A 19,468-nucleotide genomic window follows, 5' to 3' on the forward strand; every position below is an offset into this window, starting at 1 on the left:
GCGCGCCGCGTCGCGCCCGGCGGGACCGCCCGCCGACGGCCCCGCTGACGGCCCCACTGAGGGCCCCGCTGACGGCCCCGCGCCGGGGGAGGCCGACCCGGTTTGACCCTCCGCGAAACCCTTCCGTACCCTGGAGACCTGCGCCGCAGTCCGCGGTCGGTTCAGCCGGCCGGCGCATCGCGGCACGCGCCTGGGCGACCAGGTGCTTCGTCCCCCCGAGCTTTGGAGCAGTGCGTCGATGTACGCGATCGTCAAGACCGGCGGTAAGCAGTACAAGGTGGCCGTCGACGACGTGATCACCGTGGAGAAGGTCGTCGGCGACGCCGACACGGAGATCAGCCTCGTCCCGCTGCTGCTGGTCGACGGGTCGGACGTGACCACCGACGCCGACGCGCTGGCGGGCTACGCGGTGACGGCCAAGGTCGTCGAGCACACCAAGGGTCCGAAGATCCGGATCCACAAGTTCAAGAACAAGACCGGCTACCACAAGCGGCAGGGCCACCGCCAGCCGCTGACCAAGATCCAGGTCGTCGGCATCTCGAAGTCGAAGTCGAAGTAGGGAGACGCAGCCATGGCACACAAGAAGGGTGCGTCCAGCTCCCGCAACGGCCGCGACTCGAACGCGCAGCGCCTGGGCGTGAAGCGCTTCGGCGGCCAGGTCGTCAACGCGGGCGAGATCCTCATCCGCCAGCGCGGCACCAAGTTCCACCCCGGCTCCGGCGTCGGCCGCGGCGGCGACGACACGCTGTTCGCGCTCGTCGAGGGCTCGGTGCAGTTCGGCTACACCAAGGGCCGCAAGGTCGTCAACGTGGTGCCGGCCGAGGTCTGAGGGCCCGGCACGGCAGACACAGCTCCGCTGCGGCGGGCCGCCCGGGAACGGGTGGCCCGCCGTTGTCGTTCACGGCGGAGCACAGCAGAGAGGGAGAGCAGGGTGTCGAGGTTCGTCGACCGCGCCGTCGTGCACGCCACCGCGGGCGCCGGCGGGAACGGCTGCGCCTCGGTGCACCGCGAGAAGTTCAAGCCGCTGGGCGGCCCGGACGGGGGCAACGGGGGGCGCGGCGGGTCCGTCGTGCTCGTCGTCGACCCCAACGTGCACACGCTGCTGGACTTCCACCACCACCCGCACGCGGCGGCGGGCAACGGCAAGCAGGGCCAGGGCGGGTTCAAGGCCGGCGCCAACGCCGACGACATGGAGCTGCGCGTGCCCGACGGCACCGTGGTGTTCGACGAGTTCGGCGAGGTCGTCGCCGACCTCGTCGGCCCGGGCACCCGGTTCGTGGCCGCCGCGGGCGGCCGGGGCGGGCTGGGCAACGCCGCGCTGTCCTCGGCGGCGCGCAGGGCGCCCGGGTTCGCGCTGCTCGGCGAGCCCGGGGAGTCCCGCGACCTCGTGCTGGAGCTGCGCTCGATGGCCGACGTCGGGCTCGTCGGCTTCCCGTCGGCGGGCAAGTCGTCGCTGGTGGCCGCGCTGTCCGCGGCCCGCCCCAAGATCGCCGACTACCCGTTCACCACGCTGGTGCCCCAGCTCGGGGTGGTCAGCGCCGGCGAGGACGTGTTCACCGTGGCCGACGTGCCCGGGCTGATCCCGGGCGCCTCCGAGGGCCGCGGGCTGGGCCTGGACTTCCTGCGCCACATCGAGCGCTGCTCGGTGCTGGTGCACGTGGTCGACTGCGCCACCTTCGAGGTCGACCGCGACCCGGTGTCCGACGTGCAGGCGCTGGAGGACGAGCTCGCCCGCTACACCCCGGCGCTGGGCGGCGACCTGGCCGACCGGCCCCGGCTGATCGCCCTGAACAAGATCGACGTGCCGGACGCGCGCGACCTGGCCGACATCGTCGCCGCCGACCTGCAGGAGCGCTTCGGCTGGCCGGTGCTGCCGATCTCCACGGCGAGCCGGGTCGGGCTGCGCGAGCTGTCGTTCGCGATGGCCGAGCGGGTGCGGGAGCACCGCGCCGCGCAGCCCATCCTGGAGCCCACCCGGGCGGTGCTGCGCCCGGTCGCGGTCGACGACTCGGGCTTCACCATCGAGGAGGACCGCGAGCTGCCCGGTGGCTTCGTCGTGCGCGGTGCGCGGCCCGAGCGGTGGGTCCGCCAGACCTCGTTCGACAACGACGAGGCCGTCGGCTACCTGGGCGACCGGCTCGCCCGCCTCGGGGTCGAGGAGGCGCTGGCGAAGGCGGGCGCCGAGCCCGGCTGCCCGGTGACGATCGGCGATGTGACCTTCGACTGGGAGCCGAACACCCCGGCCGGTATGGCGGTGATGATGGGTCGACGGGGCACCGACGCCCGCCTCGACCGCAGCGAACGGATCAGCGCCGCCGTGCGCAAGGCCGCCCGCGCGGACCGTCGCCGCCACCACACCGACGAGGAGCTCGGCCTCACCGACACGGGCCACGACACCGACGATGACGAGTACTGACGCGAGCACATCCCTCGCCGGCACACCGGTCCCGCTCCCCGTCCCGCCGCGCACCGCGCTCGGCGCGGCCCGCCGGGTCGTGGTCAAGGTCGGGTCGTCCTCGCTGACCAGCCTCGGCGGCGGGCTCGACCCGTCCCGGCTGGACGCCATCGTCGACGCGCTCGCCGCCCGCCGGGCCGCCGGCAGCCAGGTGGTGCTGGTGTCCTCCGGCGCGATCGCGGCCGGCCTGGCCCCGCTGCGGCTGGTGCGCCGCCCGCGCGACCTGGCCACCCAGCAGGCCGCGGCCGCCGTCGGCCAGCTGGCGCTGGCCCAGGCCTACGGCGAGTCCTTCGGCCGGCACGGCCAGCTGATCGGGCAGGTGCTGCTCACCGCCGACGACATGATCCGCCGCGCGCACTACCGCAACGCCCAGCGCACGCTGGAGCGGCTGCTCGGGCTCGACGTGCTGCCGGTGGTCAACGAGAACGACACGGTGGCCACCGACGAGATCCGGGTGGGCGACAACGACCGCCTCGCCGCGCTGGTCGCGCACCTCGTGGGAGCCGACGCGCTGGTGCTGCTGTCGGACGTCGACGGCCTCTACGACGGCGACCCCCGCCGGCCGGGCTCGCGGCTGCTGACCGACGTCGACGCCCCCACCGACCTGGCGGCCGTGCGGATCGCGGCCCCCGGCGCGGGCAGCCTGGGCACCGGCGGCATGGCCACGAAGATCACCGCGGCGGCGATGGCGTCGGCGGCCGGTATCCCGGTGCTGCTGGCCGCGGCCGAGCAGGTCGGCGCGGCGCTGTCCACCGACCAGGACGGCCCGACCGTCGGCACGGCGTTCCGGCCCTCGGGGCGGCGGATGTCGGCGCGCCGGTTCTGGCTGCGCCACGCCGCCGACGTCCGCGGCCGCCTGCAGCTCGACGACGGCGCCGTGGCCGCCGTGGTCGGGCGCAGGCGCTCGCTGCTGGCCGCGGGCATCCAGGCGTTCTCCGGGGAGTTCGACGCCGGCGACGTCGTCGACCTGGTCGCGCCCGACGGCACCGTTGTCGCCCGCGGGGTGGCCGGGTTCGACGCCGGCGAGCTGCCCGCGCTGATCGGGCGGCGCACCCGCGACCTCGCGCCCGAGCAGCGCCGGGAGGTCGTGCACGCCGACGACCTCGTGCCGTTCTGAGTGTCCCGCCCTCCCCGGCGGCGCAGGGAGCAGCCGGTCAGCGGTTGCTCAGCTGAGCGGCGGGCGGCCAGACTCGGGACGATGACGGCGGCGGACCGGGCGGGCGCGCACATGGTCGACGCGCTCTGCGCGGCCGGGCGGATCCGCAGCCCGGCGGTGGAGCGCGCCTTCCGCGCCGTGCCGCGCCACCTGTTCCTGCCCTCGTTCACCCTGCACGAGGCCTACGCCGACGACGCCGTGCCGATCCGGTTCGCCGAGGGCGCCGCCACCAGCTCGGCGTCCCAGCCGTCGATGATGGCGATCATGCTGGAGCAGCTCGAGCTGCGCGCGGGGCAGCGGGTGCTCGAGATCGGCGCCGGCACCGGCTACAACGCGGCCCTGATGGCCACCGTCGTCGGCCGGCAGGGGCGGGTGGTCGCGGTCGACATCGACCAGGAGCTCATCGACGACGCCTGCGAGCACCTGGCCACCGCGGCGCCCCAGCTCGCCGCCGCCGACGCGGGCGCGATCGAGCTGGTCTGCGCCGACGGCGCCGTCGGCCACCCGGAGCGCGCCCCGTACGACCGGATCGTGCTGACCGTGGGCAGCGACGACGTCCGTCCCGAGTGGGTGGCCCAGCTCGCCGAGGGCGGCCGGCTGCTGCTGCCGCTGGCGGTGCGCGGCAGTCAGCTCTGCGTCGCGCTCGACCTCGGCGAGGACGGGCTGCTGCGCAGCGACTCCGTGCAGAGCTGCATGTTCATCCGGCTGCGCGGCATCGGCTCGGCGACCGGGCGCACGGTCGCGCTGGCGGGCACCGACCTGGCCGTCGAGGTGCCGTCGGACGGGCTGCCCGCCGACCCCGAGCGTCTGGTCGCCGCGCTCGCCGAACCCGGCGGCGCGATCCGGATGCCCTTCCCGCTGCGCCAGGCCGACATCTGGGACGGGTTCGGGCTGTGGCTGGCGCTCACCGAGCCGGGGGCGTGCCGGTTGGTCGGCGCGGGCACCGGGACACCCGCCCCCGCCGATGGCCTGTTCGCCGACGAGCTGCTCCCTGTAGGGCCGTCGGTCGGCAGTCCGGCCCTGGTGACCTCGCACGGCCCGACGGGCCTCGCCGTCGTCGCGCAGACGGCGGACGGTCGCCAGGCCATCCGCTGCTTCGGCCCCGCCGGGATGGACGTCGGGGCGGCGCTGGTCGGTTCCATGCAGGCCTGGGCGGCCGTCGGCCGGCCGGGGGCGCCCGACTGGCGGCTCACCGTGGTGCCGGGCGAACCCGGCGAGCCGGGCCCCGGCGTGGTGCCCAAGCCGCACGGCACCGTACTGGCCGAGGTCCGCTCTCAGGGTCGCCGATGATCCCCCGGTGTCTTCGCAGGGGCGGTGTGGTCGGCGCAGAGTGCACAGCACCTGCGAGGACTACGGGGACCCTGCGAAGACTGTCGACCCCGCCGGGCCGGGCCTAGAGCGCGCGCGTGGTCGGAGCGGCGGGCTGCACGCCGGTCAGCTCCGCCGACACCTCCCACAGCCGCCTGGCCAGGTCGGGGTCGTCGGCCGGGCGGCGGATCGGCTCGACCTCGGGCCGGGCCGGACCCCGGCGCGGACCGGGCCCGACCATCGTGGCGCCGGGCAGGTCGGCGACCACGGCGTGCACCAGCGGGGCCGCGCCGGAATCGGCGCTGCGGCCCATCAGCAGCCCGAACAGCCTGCCCACGGTCCTCGCGGCGGCCGTCGGCGCGCTGGTCGGCATCGCGGTGCGGGCGGTGCCGGGGTGGGCGAGCAGACTGCGCACAGGGGAGTCGAGCGCACGCAGCCGGCGCTCCAGTTCCAGCCCGAACAGGGCGTTGGCCAGCTTCGAGCCGACGTAGGCCCGCGGCTGCGAGTACCGGGTGGCGGCGGTGAGGTCGGCGAAGTCGATCCGGCCGAGCCGGTAGAGCGCCGACGAGACCGTGACCACCCGGGGGTCGGTGCCCGTGGCGAGCCGGGGCAGCAGCAGGCCGGTCAGGGCGAAGTGGCCGAGGTGGTTGGTGGCGAACACCAGTTCGTTGCCCTGGGGGCTGAGCGTCCGCCGCCCGCCGCCGATGCCGGCGTTGTTCAGCAGGGCGTCGATCGGGCGCCCGTCGGCCAGGACGGCGTCGGCGAAGGCGCGCACCGAGTCGAGGTCGCCGAGGTCGAGGCGATGCACGTCGAGGTCGGCGGCGGGCAGCTCGGCCAGCAGGTCACGGCGCACGGCGGCGCCCTTGGCGGGGTCGCGCACCGCCAGCACGACCGCGTTGCCGCGGCGGGCCAGCTCGCGGGTGGCGGCGAGCCCGAGCCCGCTACTCGCCCCGGTGACGACGATGCGGCGGATGGCGGTGGGGGTGTCCATGCGGGACCTCCGGTGAGATCGGATGACCTATCCGCTTCACCGTAGCACCGAACCGGATGAGTTATCCGTTCGGATTCATCATCCGCATCACCTAGGATGGGTGCGTGAGCCCCCCTCCGCTGCGCGCCGACGCCGCCCGCAACCGCGAGCGCGTGCTGGCCGTCGCCCAGGAGGCGATCGACGCCGGCGACGCGTCCCTGGCGCTCAACGAGATCGCCCGCCGGGCCGGGGTGGGCGTCGGCACCGTGTACCGGCACTTCCCGACGCGGCAGGCGCTGCTGGAGGCCGTGGCCGACGAGCCGCTCGACAGGCTGCTGGAGCAGGCGCGGTTGGCCGAGGCCCAGGACGACCCGCTCACCGGACTGGCCCGCCTCGTGCGCGCGGCGGTCGTCGTCGAGACCGGCAACGCCGGCGTCGCCGAGGTGCTGGCCGCCCCGTACGTGGCGGACGCGGCGACCGAGGCCAAGAAGACCGAGCTCTTCGCCGCCGCCGGGCGCGTCCTGGAGCGGGCCAGGGCCGGCGGTGCCGTCCGCCCCGACCTGGACGTCGGCGACATCCAGCGCCTGGTCTGCGGGATCGGCTACGCGGCCCGCCTCGGGGACGGCGACCGGGACGAGCGGGCCGACCGCTACACCGAGATGCTGATCGCCGGGATGCGTCCGTAGGACTGCGGGGTCCCCGCGACCGGATCGTCATCGTCGCTGCGTAAAACCCGGGCGGGAGGCCGGTTAGCGTCCTCGTCGGTGCCCGGGTCGGGGGACGTGACGGGCACCGGACACCGTTCCGGGGGAGAGCGCGGACATGCTGAACCAGGTCGACCGGGTGCGGTTCCCGCACCGGCGCGAGATCGCCGCCTACGTGCTGGCCGCGGTGCCGTTCGTCGTCGACGTCACGTCCACGGTGACCGTCAACGGCCGCGTCACCTCCTACAGCGACATCGCCGACATCGTGCTCGGCGTGGCGCTGGTGGTGGTCGTGGTGGCCAACCGGGTGTTCATCGTGGAGGGCGAGCGGAGGTACCGGGCCGCGCGCATCGCGATCGCCGTGGTGCTGCTGCTCGTGGCCGCCTTCCACGTGGCCGGCGGCGGGGGCCTGCTGGTCGACCTGCCGGCGCCGCTGGGCTTCGGCACCGAGTAGCCCGCTCGACGCCGGTCCGGCCGGGCGGCGCGCCACCTAGGATCGTCCGGTGGATCTCGATCCCGGGGCCGCCCGGTGGGTGGAGGAGACGACCGGCAGCCGGGTCCGCGGGGCCGTGCCGCTGACCGGTGGCATCACCGCCGCGATGTACCGGGTCGAGACCGCGGACTCGCCGGTCGTGCTGCGCAGGTGGGACGGGCGGATCCCGGACGACGCCACGGCGCTCGTGCGCCGCGAAGCGGGCGCGCTGCGCGCACTGGCCGCGACCCCGATCCCGGCGCCGCGCCTGGTCGCCGCCGATCCGCTCGGCGCGGACGCCGGGGTGCCGTCGCTGCTGATGACCCTGGTCGCGGGCGAGGTGCGGCTGGCACCCACCGACCTCGACGGCTGGCTGCGCGAACTGGCGGCCACCCTGGTGGCGATCCACGCGACCGGTGTCGAGGGCGAGCCGTACGTGCCCTGGGCCTCCCCGGTGCTGCCCGCCTGGGCCGGACGCGACGACCGGTGGGTCCGGGCCTTCGAGACCGCGTGGGCGCTGCCGGCCGCGGTGCAGCCGGTCTTCCTGCACCGCGACTTCCAGCCCTTCAACGTGCTGTGGCAGGGCGACCGCGTCCGCGGCGTGGTCGACTGGCCGGGCGCCGGCACCGGCCCGCGCGGCATCGACGTCGGGCACGTCCGGCTGAACCTGGCCGTGCTGCGCTCGGCCGCGGCCGCGGAGCGGTTCCTGGAGCTCTACCAGCAGCTGGCCGGCCTGGAGGTGGACCCCCGGGCCGACGTCACCGCACTCTGCTCCTTCGGCCCGGACTGGCCGCGGTTCATTCCCCGCCAGGTCGCCGGCCGGGCGCCCGTCGACCCGGCGGGCATGCGCGACCGCGTCGAGGACGTGCTGGAGCGGGCCCTGCGCAGGCTCTGACGAGCGCGGACGATCGCGCCCCCTCCCTCAGCCGTCCAGCGCCAGCGCGAACGGCAGCACCGCCGGGGCGCCGGCCAAACGCAGCGCGCGGGCGGCCACCGTCATCGTCCAGCCCGAGTCGATCACGTCGTCGACCAGCAGGACCGGGCCGTCGACGGCGCCGAGGTCGGGCACGTCCTTCCAGGACTCCCAGACCGCGGCCAGGCGCTGGGCCGAGTTGGCCTGGCCGGTGGGCCGGTCGCCGCCGGGGACCAGGGTGCCCAGCAGGGGGAGCCGGCCGATCTCGGAGATCCGGCGGGCCAGGTGGTCGAGCTGGTGGGGGCGGCGCCGCGAGCCGATGCCGACCACGCCGACCGGGCGCTGCTCCCACCCCCACCCGGCCAGCACCCGCACGACCGCGTCCAGCACGTCCTTCGGGACGGGCACGTCCTCGACGTCCGGGCCCACCAGCTCGCGCAGCCGGGTGCCCCAGCCGATGTCGGACAGCCGCCCGATCACCCGGCCCTCGGCGGCCAGCTCGCCGGCCGGGATCCGCCCCGAGACCGGCACGCCCAGCTCGGCCATGCCCGACGGCCACTGCTTGCGCGGCGGCACCGGCACCCCGGGCCGGGCCAGCCGCTCGCCCGCCGCCTCGGCCGCGCCCTCGTCGACCTGCGTGGACCACGCCGAGCCCGCGCAGTTGTCGCAGCGCCCGCACGGCCGGGCGCCCGTGTCGTCGAGCTGGCGGCGCAGGAAGACCAGCCGGCACTCGTCGGTCGTCAGGTAGTCGAGCATGGCCTGCTGCTCGGCCTTGCGGGCCTGGGCGATGCGCTGGTGGCGCTCGCGGTCGTACACCCACTCCCGGCCGGTGCCGATCCAGCCGCCCTTGACCCGCTTGGCCGCGCCGTCGCAGTCCAGCACCTTGAGCAGCATCTCCAGCCGGCTGCGCGACATGTCGACCCTGGTCTCGATGGCCGCGGTGGACAGCGGCTCGGGCCCGAGCACGGCCAGCGTCTGGCGGACCAGCGGCTCGGGCGGGAAGGCCAGCGAGGCGAAGTACGCCCAGATGTCGCGGTCCTCCCGGCCCGGCAGCAGCACGACCTCGGCCCGCTCGACCGCGCGGCCCGCGCGCCCGATCTGCTGGTAGTACGCCACCGGGGAGGCCGGCGCCCCCAGGTGCACGACGAAGCCCAGGTCGGGCTTGTCGAAGCCCATGCCCAGCGCGCTCGTGGCCACCAGCGCCTTGACCCGGTTGGCCAGCAGGTCGCCCTCGGCGGCGAGGCGCTCCTCGGGCTCGGTCTTGCCCGTGTAGGCCGCGACCGGGAAGCCGCGCTCGCGCAGGAAGTCGGCGACCTCCTCGGCGGCCTGCACCGTCAGCGCGTAGACGATGCCGGCGCCGGGCAGCTCGGCCAGCTTCGCGGCCAGCCAGCCCAGCCGCTGCGCGGGCGTGGGCAGCGCGACGACCGACAGCCGCAGGCTCTCCCGGTCGAGCGAGCCGCGCAGCACCAGCGTGCCGTCGTCCGGGCCGGCCTCCCGGCCCAGGCCGAGCTGCTCGGTGACGTCGGTGACGACCCGGTCGTTGGCCGTGGCCGTGGTGGCCAGCACCGGGATGCCGGCCGGCAGCTCGGCGATCAACGAGCGCAGCCGGCGGTAGTCGGGGCGGAAGTCGTGGCCCCAGTCGGACACGCAGTGCGCCTCGTCGACCACCAGCAGACCCGCGCCCGCGGCCAGCCGGGGCAGGACCCGGTCGCGGAAGTCGGGGTTGTTCAGCCGCTCCGGGCTGACCAGCAGGACGTCGACCTCGCCCCGGTCGACCGCGGCGTAGGTGTTCTCCCAGTCGCCGGTGTTGGCCGAGTTGACGGTGACGGCGTGGATGCCCGCCCGCGCCGCGGCGTCGATCTGGTTGCGCATCAGGGCCAGCAGCGGCGAGACGATCACCGTGGGGCCGGCGCCCGCGGCCCGCAGCAGCGCGGTGGCCACGAAGTACACCGCGGACTTCCCCCACCCGGTGCGCTGCACGACGAGCGCCCGTCGGCGCTGGGCGACCAGCGCCTCGATCGCGGTCCACTGGTCGTCGCGCAGCCGGGCGTGCGGGCCGGCCAGGGTGGCCAGCACGGCCTCCGCGCGCTCGCGCAGGGCCGGGTCGGTGCGCTCTCCGGTGCTCGTCACGCGTCCCATGGTGGCCGAGGACCCCGACAGCGGGGCAAGTGGCACCCGCCGACCCTGTGGACAACCCACCCGTCACCCGGGCGTGTGAAGCCCCTCGTGGCGGGGAACGCGTCCGGCATGAGCAGCCTGTTCCGCAGCCGCCCGTTCGCCGTCCGCCGCTGCACGCGGTGCACGCGGGCCGCCGTCGTCGTCGTCGAGCAGGCGGAGCGCGCGCGACCGGCGGGAGCCTGCGCCGACCACCTCGAATGGATCTTCCTGCTCGACGTCGACGAGTGGACCGGGCGCCGGCGCACCGTCTGAGCGGACTGTGTGTCGGGTCACTCAGAACCCGATTCCAGAACACGCGCCTGGGCGGATGGCGCCCGGCGCAGGCAAGATGTGGGCGTGAACGCCCCCCAGTCGCCGATGTTCGGCTCCGTGGCGGACGTCGTCGAGCGGTTGGCGGGCGTCGGCTACCTGGCCTCGACGGCCGTCGCCACCACCGTGTACCTGGCCGACCGGCTCGGCAAGCCGCTGCTGGTCGAGGGCCCGGCGGGGGTCGGCAAGACCGAGCTGGCCAAGGCCGTCGCCGCGGCCACCGACGCCGGCCTGGTCCGCCTGCAGTGCTACGAGGGCATCGACGAGGCCCGCGCCCTCTACGAGTGGAACCACGCCAAGCAGCTGCTGCGGATCACCGCGGGCCAGGGCAAGGAGTCCTGGGACGACACCCGCGACGACGTGTTCTCCGAGGAGTTCCTGCTGCCCCGGCCGCTGCTCACGGCGATCCGGCGCACCGAGCCGACCGTCCTGCTGGTCGACGAGATCGACAAGGCCGACGTCGAGGTCGAGGGCCTGCTGCTGGAGGTCCTGTCCGACTACCAGGTCACCGTGCCGGAGATGGGCACCGTGACCGCCATCCGCCGGCCGTTCGCGCTGCTCACCTCCAACTCCACCCGCGAGCTGTCCGAGGCGCTCAAGCGCCGCTGCCTGTTCCTGCACCTGGACTTCCCCGACGCCGACCTGGAGCGCCGGATCGTGCTGTCGCGGGTGCCCGACCTGGCCGAGTCGCTGGTCGACGCCCTGGTCCGCACCGTGCGCGTGCTGCGCGGGCTGGAGCTGCGCAAGTCGCCCTCGGTCGCGGAGACCATCGACTGGGGCCGCACCCTGCTCGCGCTGGGCCTGGACACCCTCGACGAGGAGACCGTGCACGCCACCCTCGGCGTGGTGCTCAAGCACCAGTCGGACGCCGTCAAGGCCGCCGCCGAGCTGCGGCTCAACTGAGCGAGCAACCCGGCTCCTCCGGCCCGAGGTAGCGCCCGCCCCCGAAGACCGGGTCGCCGCCGCTCGCGCGGTCGCTGAGCCCGGCGAGGTGCCCGACGCTCGCCTCGGCGGCCGCGCGGCTCAGGTTGGCGGTGCGCCAGTCGTCGCCGCCGCGCGCGGTGTTGCCGGCCGCGATCCTGGCCAGGACGCACGTGCGCTCGGGCGAGTCGGGCAGCGCCAGCAGCGCCGGCACCGCGTCGGCGGACAGCCGCGACAGGTACTCCGCGTCCAGCCGGCCGGTCGCCTCGAACCGGGCGACGTTCTGCGCGGCCACGAACCGCTCCGGGTCGAGCACGGCCAGCAGCACCAGCGCGCCCACCGCCGTGGCGACCATGGGGCGCACGGTGCCCGTCGGGCGCAGCCGCAGCACGGCCACCAGCGCCAGCAGGAAGGCCAGCCCCAGCCACAGCTCGCAGGCACCGACCAGCAGCCGCAGCACGGTGAACCCGTAGGCCTGCTGGTAGAGCCACATCCGGCGCAGCGCCGAGACCACGATGACCAGGCACAGCACGGCCATCGCGCCGAGCAGCAGCCGCTTGGTCGAGCGGTCGGCGTCCGACGTCGCCGGCGCCCACCGGATACCGGCCAGGATCACCCCGAGGGCCAGCGCGCTGACCGCGAGCAGCTGCCAGAATCCGCTGCGGGCGTACTCGGCGAACGTCAGCCCGGTGGTGTCCTGCACGTACTGCTCGGTGCCGAACAGGGTCGCGAACTGGACCCCGACGAACACCGCGAACAGCGCGACCAGCAGCCCGACCGGCACCGCCCAGTCGAGGGTGCGCAACCGGGTCGGGCGCGGTGCGGCCAGGGTGAGCGCCGGCGGCGCGACCAGCAGCAGCGCCGTCCCGGCGACCAGCGCGGCGCCGAGCACGAACAGCACCACCGCGGTGCTCACGGCGTCCTCGTCGATGACCGGCAGCAGGTTGTCGACCAGGCCGGCGAAGACCGCGTCGGCCGAGGCCAGCAGCGTCCCGAAGACCAGCAGCAGCACCAGGCCGACCCCGACCGACAGCGCGATCCGCACGTCCGGGCCGCTGCCCGGGGTGCGGTAGGAGCGGCGCACCGCCCTGCCCAGCCACGGGACCGCCTGCAGCATCCCCAGCGGGATCGACAGCACCGCCCGCAGCACGCTCACCATCAGCCGCCCGCCCACCGCCATCGCGGCGGCGACGCACGCGGTGAGCAGGCACAGCGCCACCAGCCACTCGGCGGCGCGCACCCAGGCCACCGCGGTCAGCGCCAGCGCCGCGACCGCCCAGGTCAGCGTCTCGACCCTGGCCGCGCCGGGCATCAGAGCCCGCACCCCGCCCGGGGTGTTGGCCCCGACGAGCAGCACGGCCACCGCCAGCACCGCGACGGCCACCGGCCAGCCGATCCCCGGCCGCTCGGTGGGGATCGCCAGCGCGCAGCCCAGCCCGCCGAGCGCGGTCGCCGCGAGCAATCGGCGGGGGACGGGCGCATCGGGCGTCGGTGGAAGCGTGGTCGTCATGGATTCTCCTGGGTCTCTCGGACAGCATTCAACGCCGGGGCACGCGGGTCCTCGGTCACATCCCGTCGAGAACGAACTTGTCGTGATCAACAGGGCTCGTGGATCACGACAAGTTCGTTCTCGACGGTTACGGGGGCGTGGTGATCGGCAGCGCGGGCAGGGTCACCCGGATCCGGCAGCCGGGCCCGGCGCCGGGCGGGCGGTCCGCCGCGGGATCGACGGGGCCGGGCTCGACGACGGCGATCCGGCCGCCGTGCAGCTCGACCACCCACCGGGCGATGGCCAGGCCGAGCCCGGTGCCGCCGCCCGCGGCGCGCTCGCCTCGGGTGAACCGGTCGAACACCCGGTCGCGGTCCTCCACGGCGATGCCCGGGCCGTCGTCGTGGACCTCCAGCACCACCTCGCCCCCGCCGGTGCGCCCGCTCACCCGCACCCGCGAACCCGCGGGCGCGTGCCGCGCGGCGTTGTCGAGCAGGTTCACCACGACCTGGTGCAGCCGCGCCGGATCGGCCGTCAACGTGGCGTCCGGAGGATGGACCGACACCTCGAAGCCCACCCCGCGCCCGGCCACGTCCGCGGCGACCGTCGCCTCCGCGACGGCCTGGTCGAGCAGCGGCCCCAGCGACACGACCTCGGGCTCGACGACCAGCGCTCCGGCCTCGATCCGCGACAGGTCCAGCAGCTCGGAGACCAGCGAGCCCAGCCGCTCGGTCTGGGCCAGCGCCGTGCGCAGGGTGGCCGCATCGGGCTGCGCGACGCCGTCGACGACGTTCTCCAGCACCGCGTGCAGCGCCGCGATCGGCGTGCGCAGCTCGTGCGAGACGTTCGCGATCAGCTCGCGGCGCTGCTGGTCGGCCGCGGCCAGGTCGGCGGCCATCCGGTTGAACGCCGTGGCCAGCTGGCCGACCTCGTCGCCGGAGGTGGCCCGCACGCGGCGGGTGTAGTCGCCGCGGGCCATCGCCCCGGCCGCGGCGGTCATCTCGCGCAGCGGCCGGGTCATGCCGTGCGCCAGCACCTGCGCGGTGGCCAGCACGATCGTCACCGTCACCAGCTGGGTCAGCAGCGGCGGCTGCCAGCGGAACTCGTACCAGAGGTAGGCCAGCCCGGCCCCGCCGGAGGCCAGCAGCAGGATGCTGATCTTGAGCTTGATCGAGCGGACCGGGTCGAGCGGGCGCGGGATGACGTCGGAGAGCCACTCCCGCGGGGTGCGGGGCGGGGCAGCGGTCATCGCGGCACCTCCAACGCGTAGCCGACGCCGTGCACGGTCCGGATGAGGTCCGGGCCCAGCTTGCGGCGCAGGGCCTTGACGTGGCTGTCCACCGTCCGGGTGCCGGTGGCGTCCGCCCAGCCCCACACCTGCGCGAGCAGCGCGTCGCGGTTGTGCACCGTGCCCGGGCGCGCGGCCAGGTGCACCAGCAGGTCGAACTCGGTGGGCGTCAGGTGCGCCGGGGCGCCGGCCCGGTGCACGCGCCGGGTGGCCGGGTCGATCTCCAGCTCGCCCAGCACGATCCGCGGCCGCGCGTCGGCCGCGGCGAACTCGGCGATCCGGTCGGCCCGCCGGAACAGCGCGTGCACGCGCGCGGCCAGCTCCCGCGGCGAGAACGGCTTGGTCATGTAGTCGTCGGCGCCCACACCCAGCCCGACCAGCACGTCGGTCTCGGCGTCGCGGGCGGTCAGCATCAGCACCGCGACCGGCCGGTCGGCCTGGATGCGCCGGCACACCTCCAGGCCGTCGAAGCCGGGCAGCATGACGTCGAGGACGACCAGGTCGGGCCGGTGGGCCGCGGCGGCCGCGACCGCCGCCGGGCCGTCGTGCGCGACCTCGACGGCGAACCCCTCGGCCCGCAGCCGCGCGGCCACCGACCCGGCGATCGTCGGCTCGTCGTCCACCACGAGCACGCGGCGCGGCTCGCTCCCCATCCGTTCACCGGACATGGGACGACCATAGGGACCGGCGGTGGAGGCGCTCGGGACGCGGTGTGAAGATCCTGTGCAGGTCCGTCGCGGACCGACCCTCCCTGAACGGGTGTTCAGCAGGCATGATGAAGCAATGACAACGGCCGGGCGCACCGTCAACGAGCACGGCCTCGTCGGCCACCTGGTCGACTTCGTGGCCGCACTGCGGGCCAACGGGGTCTCCGTCGGACCGGGGGAGACGATCGCCGCCGCCGAGGTGCTCGGCGCGCTCGACCTCATCCACCGCGACCAGCTGCGCGAGGGGCTGGCCGCGGCCCTGCTGCGCCGCTCCGGCCAGCGCGCCGCGTTCGACACGCTGTTCGAGCTGTACTTCCCGATCGCCATCGGCGCCGGCACCACCGAGGTCGAGGTCCCGCGCGTCGGCGACGCCGACGACGGCCCCGTCGACATCGCTGCACTGAGAGATGTTCTCGCCGACCTGCTGCGCGACGGCGACGACACCGCGCTCGCCGAGCTGGCCAGGGCCGTGGTCGACGCGCTGGGCAACTCCGGCGCGGGCGGCACCGGCGTGCGCGGCCCCGGCGCGCAGCCCAACTGGTCGGCCTACCAGGCGCTGCGCCTGCTCTCCCCGGAGACGCTGCTCGCCCGCATCATGGACGACCTGCGCGGCGGCGAGCAGGACCCGGACGCCTTCTCCGACGAGATGGTGCGCCGGGAGATCCGCGACCGCATCGCCCGGTTCCGCAAGATGATCACCGACGAGGTCCGCAGGCGCACCGCCGAGATCCGCGGTCGCGACCAGGTCGCGCGCACGGCCGTGCCCAAGCAGACCGAGCAGGTCGAGTTCCTCTCCGCCTACGCCGAGCAGCTCGCCCAGCTGCGCCGCACGGTGCACCCGCTGGCCCGGCGGCTGGCGTCGCGGCTGGCCGTGCGCCGCAAGCACGCCAAGCGCGGCTCGCTCGACATGCGCCGCACGCTGCGCCGCTCGATGTCCACCGGCGGCGTGCCGATGCGCCCGGCCTACAAGACCCGCCGCCCCGGTCGCCCCGAGCTCGTCGTGCTGTGCGACGTCTCCGGATCGGTGGCGGGTTTCAGCCACTTCACCCTGCTGCTCGTGCAGGCGCTGCGCGAGCAGTTCAGCAAGGTCAGGGTGTTCGCGTTCATCGAGCGGACCGACGAGGTCACCCAGCTGTTCGCGCCCGGCTCGGAGCTGTCCGGGGTGATGCAGAAGGTGCTGCGCGAGGCCGAGCTGGTCGCGTTCGACGGCCACAGCGACTACGGCGGCGCGCTCGGCGGCTTCGCCGAGCTCTACGGCGACGCCCTCACCTCGAAGAGCTCGCTGCTGATCCTGGGCGACGCCCGCACCAACTACCGCGACCCCAACCTGGCCGTGCTCAAGCGCCTGGTCGGGCAGGCCAGGCACGCGCACTGGCTCAACCCGGAGCCGCGCCGGCAGTGGGGCAGCGGCGACTCGGCCGCCCTGCGCTACGCCGACCTCATCCCGATGCACGAGTGCCGCACCGCCGCACAACTCGCCGACGTCGTCGAGGCGCTGCTCCCGGTCTGAGCGTGACCCCGACTTGACGCTGCGTGCGGGTTCGCGGCAGTGTCGTCGACCGTCCGGGCGACGCCGCGTCGGGGCGCGTTGCCACCAGAAGACGGGATCCCCATGACCGCTCCCCACCGCTCGCGCCGATCGCGCCTCGGTGCCGTCGCCGCGGCCGGCCTGACCGCCATGACCGGCGTCCTGCTGACCGCGACCCCCGCCTCCGCCGCTCCCGCCGCCCCAGCCGCCGCCGGATGCGGCGCGCTGGACGCCACGCAGGGCGCGCAACTGCTCGACTGCGTCACGCTCGAGGACGTCAAGGCCCACCTCGACGCGCTGCAGGGCATCGCCGACGAGAACGGCGGCACCCGTGCTTCGGGCACCGCCGGCTACGACGCCTCGGCCGACTACGTGGCCGAGAAGGCCGCCGCGGCCGGCCTCACGGTCACCACCCAGGACTTCGAGTTCCCGTTCTTCCAGCAGAACAGCGCGGCCTTCGCCCAGACGGCCCCGACGCCGGCCGAGTACGCCGACGGCACCGACTTCGCGGTCATGGCGCTGTCGGGCAGCGGCGACGTCAGCGGCACCGCGGTCGCCGTCGACGTGCAGCTGCCGCCCACGGGCGGCTCCACCAGCGGCTGCGAGGCCGCCGACTTCGCCGCCTTCCCCGCCGGGTCCGTCGCGCTGCTGCAGCGCGGCACGTGCGACTTCGGCGTCAAGGCGGCCAACGCCGAGGCCGCGGGCGCGGCCGGTGCCGTGATCATGAACGAGGGCAACGCCCCCGACCGCCTGGAGCTGCTGCTGGGCAACCTCGGGGTCCCGGTCGGCATCCCCGTCGTCGGGGTCCCCTTCGCGCTGGGCGAGTCCCTGCAGAACGCGACCGTCACCATCCAGGTCGACGCCGTCAGCGAGATCCGCGAGACCTCCAACGTCTTCGCCGAGCTGCCCGGCGCCGGCGCCGACCAGGTGCTCGTCGTCGGCTCGCACCTCGACTCGGTTCCCGAGGGCCCCGGCATCAACGACAACGGCAGCGGCACCGCCTCCATCCTGGCCGTCGCCGAGCAGCTCGCCGGCAGCACGCCGCCGGTGACCGTCCGGTTCGCCTGGTGGGGCGCCGAGGAGCTGGGCCTGGTCGGCTCGACCGAGTACGTGGCCTCGCTGCCCCCCGCCGAGCTGGAGAAGATCTACGCCTACCTGAACTTCGACATGGTGGCCTCGCCGAACCACGTCAACTTCCTCTACGACGGCGACGACTCCGACGCCGCGGGCGCGGGCCCCGGCCCGGCCGGCTCCGCGCAGATCGAGGACGTGTTCGAGAAGTTCTTCGCCGACCGCGGCCAGCCCGTCGAGGGCACCGACTTCGACGGCCGCTCCGACTACGGCCCCTTCATCGAGGCGGGCATCCCCGCCGGCGGCACCTTCACCGGCGCCGAGGGCATCAAGACGGCCGAGCAGGCCGAGCTCTACGGCGGCACCGCGGGCCAGCCCTACGACCCGTGCTACCACCAGGCCTGCGACACCACGGGCAACATCAACGACGAGGCGCTCGACCTGCACGCCGACGCCGTCGCCGCGGCCACGTTCACCCTGGCACACCAGCCGGAGCTGGTGACGGGCGCGGCGCCCGCCGCCCCCGCCGGCGGCGGAGACACCGCGGCCGGTGGTGGCTTGAGCCACGACCACGCGGGAGTCGCGCTGAGGGGCGTCCTTCGCGGTTGAACGGGTCCCGCCCTCGGGCGGGGCCCGTTCTCGTTCGCGGGGCGGGCAGCGCCGCCGCCGGGCTGACCCGTGGACGAGAGCGGCTGTCGTTCAACCAAGTTGGACGACAGCCGCTTTCGCGCGGGCCGGGCGGGGCGTGTGCGCGGTCGCGGGCGGGGAGTGCTCGGACGCGCCGGCGCAGGTCGGAGGTGGTCCACAACCCGGAACGCAGGGCCCAGCCCGCCGGTTCCCAGGGGTGCGGTTCCGTACGCCACAGTTCTTGACCGGCCGGCCAGTCAAGGCGCACGATCGTGGTGTTCCTTTCGGAAGGGGAGGTGGTTGCGATGACCAACCGGACGTGGCGCCGCTGGCAGGACTGGGCAGTCGTGGTGATCGGCGTGCTGACGGCCCTGTCGCCGATCGTGGTCGCCACCGACACGGCCGCGCTGTCGACGCTCATCGTGTTCGGGGTGCTGATCGCGCTGGCCGGGCTGTGGTCGCTCGGGGCTCCGGGTTCCGTGGCCAGCGAGTACGTGCACGTGGTGCTCGGGGTGCTGCTGTTCATCTCGCCGTGGGTGTTCGCCTACGCCGACCTGGCCGGGGCCGCCTGGACCTCGTGGGTGGCCGGCGTGCTGACCGTCGCGGTCGGGCTCGCCGCCGTTCCCGCGGCGCAGGCCGACCACCGGGGCCTGGCCGGGCAGCACTGACCCGCGTCGGAGTCGAGCGGCCGTGACGGCGATCCCGTCGCGGCCGCTCCGACGCGTCCGGGTGCGGGCCCGCGCGCGATGATGGCTCCGATGGAACGAGTGGGTGCATGACCGGACCGGCCGAGGACTCCGCGCGCGAGCGGATCCTGCAGGCGGCGGAGGAGCTGTTCGCCGAGGCGGGCTTCGACGCCACCCCCACGTCGCGCATCGCCGAGCGGGCGGGGGTGCCGAAGGGGTTGGTGCACTACTACTTCAAGCGCAAGCCCGACCTGCTCGCCGCGCTGGTCGGGCGCCTGCCCGACGAGGCGGTGCCGATGGCCGAGGTCGTCGTGGCGGGAGACCTCCAGGAGAGCCTGCACCGGCTGGTCGGCGTGCTCGACCGGGCGCTCGACTCGTCGGCCGTGCTGTCGCACCTGCTGTGGCGCGAGGCCGACACCCACCCGGACGTCCTCGACGCCCTCAACGCCCGCTACGACCGGGTGGTCGCGCAGGTCAAGGCGGTCATCGAGGCCGCGGGCGGGGTGGGGGCCGACGTCGAGCCCGCGGCCCAGCTGCTGGCCTCGGCGGTCAGCTACCGGCACTCCGTGGCCCGCCACACCGAGGACGAGCAGGCCGCCATGCACCGCGAGCTGAGCTTCCTGGCCCGGGCGCTGGACCGGAACTCGCACTCGAACTGATGTTCGAAACGGGCTAGCCTGGAGCCC

The 19,468-nt window shown here is 75.0% G+C and carries 19 protein-coding genes; 14 read left to right on the top strand and 5 right to left on the bottom strand.

Going from position 1 to position 19,468, the window contains the following annotated elements:
- Window positions 1–238: 238 nt before the first annotated feature.
- From rplU to KIK08_RS21970, 5 genes are all read left to right on the top strand, one after another.
- Entirely contained in the window at window positions 239–559 is a 321-nt protein-coding gene (gene rplU, locus KIK08_RS21950; protein ID WP_214405105.1) for a 50S ribosomal protein L21, read from the top strand.
- Window positions 560–571: 12 nt separating this feature from the next.
- The gene (gene rpmA, locus KIK08_RS21955; protein WP_214405106.1) at window positions 572–829 is read left to right on the top strand and encodes a 50S ribosomal protein L27; all 258 of its coding nucleotides are present in this window, start codon (window positions 572–574) and stop codon (window positions 827–829) included.
- A gap of 102 nt (window positions 830–931) precedes the next feature.
- Complete coding sequence (obgE, locus tag KIK08_RS21960) at window positions 932–2,416, top strand: GTPase ObgE (RefSeq protein ID WP_214405107.1); 1,485 nt, start codon at window positions 932–934, stop codon at window positions 2,414–2,416.
- A complete protein-coding gene (gene proB / locus KIK08_RS21965) occupies window positions 2,403–3,572 on the top strand; it encodes a glutamate 5-kinase (RefSeq protein ID WP_214405108.1) in 1,170 nt (389 codons plus the stop codon). Before obgE ends, proB begins: the two co-directional genes overlap by 14 nt.
- 81 nt (window positions 3,573–3,653) lie before the next feature.
- Complete coding sequence (locus KIK08_RS21970; protein WP_214405109.1) at window positions 3,654–4,901, top strand: methyltransferase domain-containing protein; 1,248 nt, start codon at window positions 3,654–3,656, stop codon at window positions 4,899–4,901.
- Between the two features lie 103 nt (window positions 4,902–5,004).
- Here KIK08_RS21970 and KIK08_RS21975 read toward each other — a convergent pair whose 3' ends face one another.
- Window positions 5,005–5,910: an SDR family NAD(P)-dependent oxidoreductase gene (locus KIK08_RS21975; protein ID WP_214405110.1), complete on the bottom strand. Its 906-nt coding sequence runs from the start codon at window positions 5,908–5,910 to the stop codon at window positions 5,005–5,007.
- Window positions 5,911–6,014: 104 nt separating this feature from the next.
- Between KIK08_RS21975 and KIK08_RS21980 the strand changes: the two genes are divergently transcribed.
- The 3 genes from KIK08_RS21980 (at window position 6,015) to KIK08_RS21990 (ending at window position 7,960) form a co-directional block, all read left to right on the top strand.
- Complete coding sequence (locus KIK08_RS21980) at window positions 6,015–6,575, top strand: TetR/AcrR family transcriptional regulator (protein WP_214405111.1); 561 nt, start codon at window positions 6,015–6,017, stop codon at window positions 6,573–6,575.
- A gap of 136 nt (window positions 6,576–6,711) precedes the next feature.
- Window positions 6,712–7,047: a hypothetical protein gene (locus KIK08_RS21985; RefSeq protein ID WP_214405112.1), complete on the top strand. Its 336-nt coding sequence runs from the start codon at window positions 6,712–6,714 to the stop codon at window positions 7,045–7,047.
- 49 nt (window positions 7,048–7,096) lie between these two features.
- On the top strand, window positions 7,097–7,960 hold the full coding sequence (locus tag KIK08_RS21990; RefSeq protein WP_214405113.1) for a phosphotransferase family protein: 864 nt from the start codon (window positions 7,097–7,099) through the stop codon (window positions 7,958–7,960).
- A 27-nt stretch (window positions 7,961–7,987) separates the two neighbouring features.
- Here KIK08_RS21990 and KIK08_RS21995 read toward each other — a convergent pair whose 3' ends face one another.
- Entirely contained in the window at window positions 7,988–10,117 is a 2,130-nt protein-coding gene (locus KIK08_RS21995; RefSeq protein WP_214405114.1) for a RecQ family ATP-dependent DNA helicase, read from the bottom strand.
- Between the two features lie 108 nt (window positions 10,118–10,225).
- On the opposite strand from KIK08_RS21995, the gene KIK08_RS22000 reads away from it, so the two are divergent.
- Both KIK08_RS22000 and KIK08_RS22005 read left to right on the top strand, forming a co-directional pair.
- Complete coding sequence (locus tag KIK08_RS22000; RefSeq protein ID WP_214405115.1) at window positions 10,226–10,408, top strand: hypothetical protein; 183 nt, start codon at window positions 10,226–10,228, stop codon at window positions 10,406–10,408.
- 105 nt (window positions 10,409–10,513) lie between these two features.
- The gene (locus tag KIK08_RS22005; RefSeq protein WP_214405134.1) at window positions 10,514–11,368 is read left to right on the top strand and encodes an AAA family ATPase; all 855 of its coding nucleotides are present in this window, start codon (window positions 10,514–10,516) and stop codon (window positions 11,366–11,368) included.
- Here KIK08_RS22005 and KIK08_RS22010 read toward each other — a convergent pair.
- The 3 genes from KIK08_RS22010 to KIK08_RS22020 form a co-directional block, all read right to left on the bottom strand.
- On the bottom strand, window positions 11,361–12,896 hold the full coding sequence (locus KIK08_RS22010) for a DUF4153 domain-containing protein (RefSeq protein WP_250557549.1): 1,536 nt from the start codon (window positions 12,894–12,896) through the stop codon (window positions 11,361–11,363). The two genes, KIK08_RS22005 and KIK08_RS22010, sit on opposite strands and share 8 nt — an antisense overlap.
- A gap of 127 nt (window positions 12,897–13,023) precedes the next feature.
- Window positions 13,024–14,124, bottom strand: a complete 1,101-nt coding sequence (locus KIK08_RS22015) for a HAMP domain-containing sensor histidine kinase (protein ID WP_214405116.1) — start codon at window positions 14,122–14,124, stop codon at window positions 13,024–13,026.
- Window positions 14,121–14,816, bottom strand: coding sequence for a response regulator transcription factor (locus KIK08_RS22020; RefSeq protein WP_214405136.1), 696 nt, complete (start codon window positions 14,814–14,816; stop codon window positions 14,121–14,123). The genes KIK08_RS22015 and KIK08_RS22020 overlap by 4 nt, the downstream gene beginning before the upstream one ends.
- Before the next feature lie 130 nt (window positions 14,817–14,946).
- Here KIK08_RS22020 and KIK08_RS22025 point away from each other — a divergent pair, with 130 nt between their 5' ends.
- The 4 genes from KIK08_RS22025 (at window position 14,947) to KIK08_RS22040 (ending at window position 19,441) form a co-directional block, all read left to right on the top strand.
- On the top strand, window positions 14,947–16,380 hold the full coding sequence (locus tag KIK08_RS22025; protein WP_214405117.1) for a vWA domain-containing protein: 1,434 nt from the start codon (window positions 14,947–14,949) through the stop codon (window positions 16,378–16,380).
- Window positions 16,381–16,482: 102 nt separating this feature from the next.
- A complete protein-coding gene (locus KIK08_RS22030; RefSeq protein ID WP_214405118.1) occupies window positions 16,483–18,078 on the top strand; it encodes a M28 family peptidase in 1,596 nt (531 codons plus the stop codon).
- A gap of 323 nt (window positions 18,079–18,401) precedes the next feature.
- Complete coding sequence (locus KIK08_RS22035; RefSeq protein ID WP_214405119.1) at window positions 18,402–18,764, top strand: SPW repeat protein; 363 nt, start codon at window positions 18,402–18,404, stop codon at window positions 18,762–18,764.
- Window positions 18,765–18,871: 107 nt separating this feature from the next.
- Window positions 18,872–19,441 (top strand): TetR/AcrR family transcriptional regulator, encoded by a 570-nt coding sequence (locus KIK08_RS22040; RefSeq protein ID WP_214405120.1) that lies wholly within the window; start codon window positions 18,872–18,874, stop codon window positions 19,439–19,441.
- The last annotated feature ends 27 nt before the right edge of the window (window positions 19,442–19,468 follow it).

Source organism: Pseudonocardia lacus, assembly GCF_018531445.1.
GTDB classification, from domain to species: domain Bacteria; phylum Actinomycetota; class Actinomycetes; order Mycobacteriales; family Pseudonocardiaceae; genus Pseudonocardia; species Pseudonocardia lacus.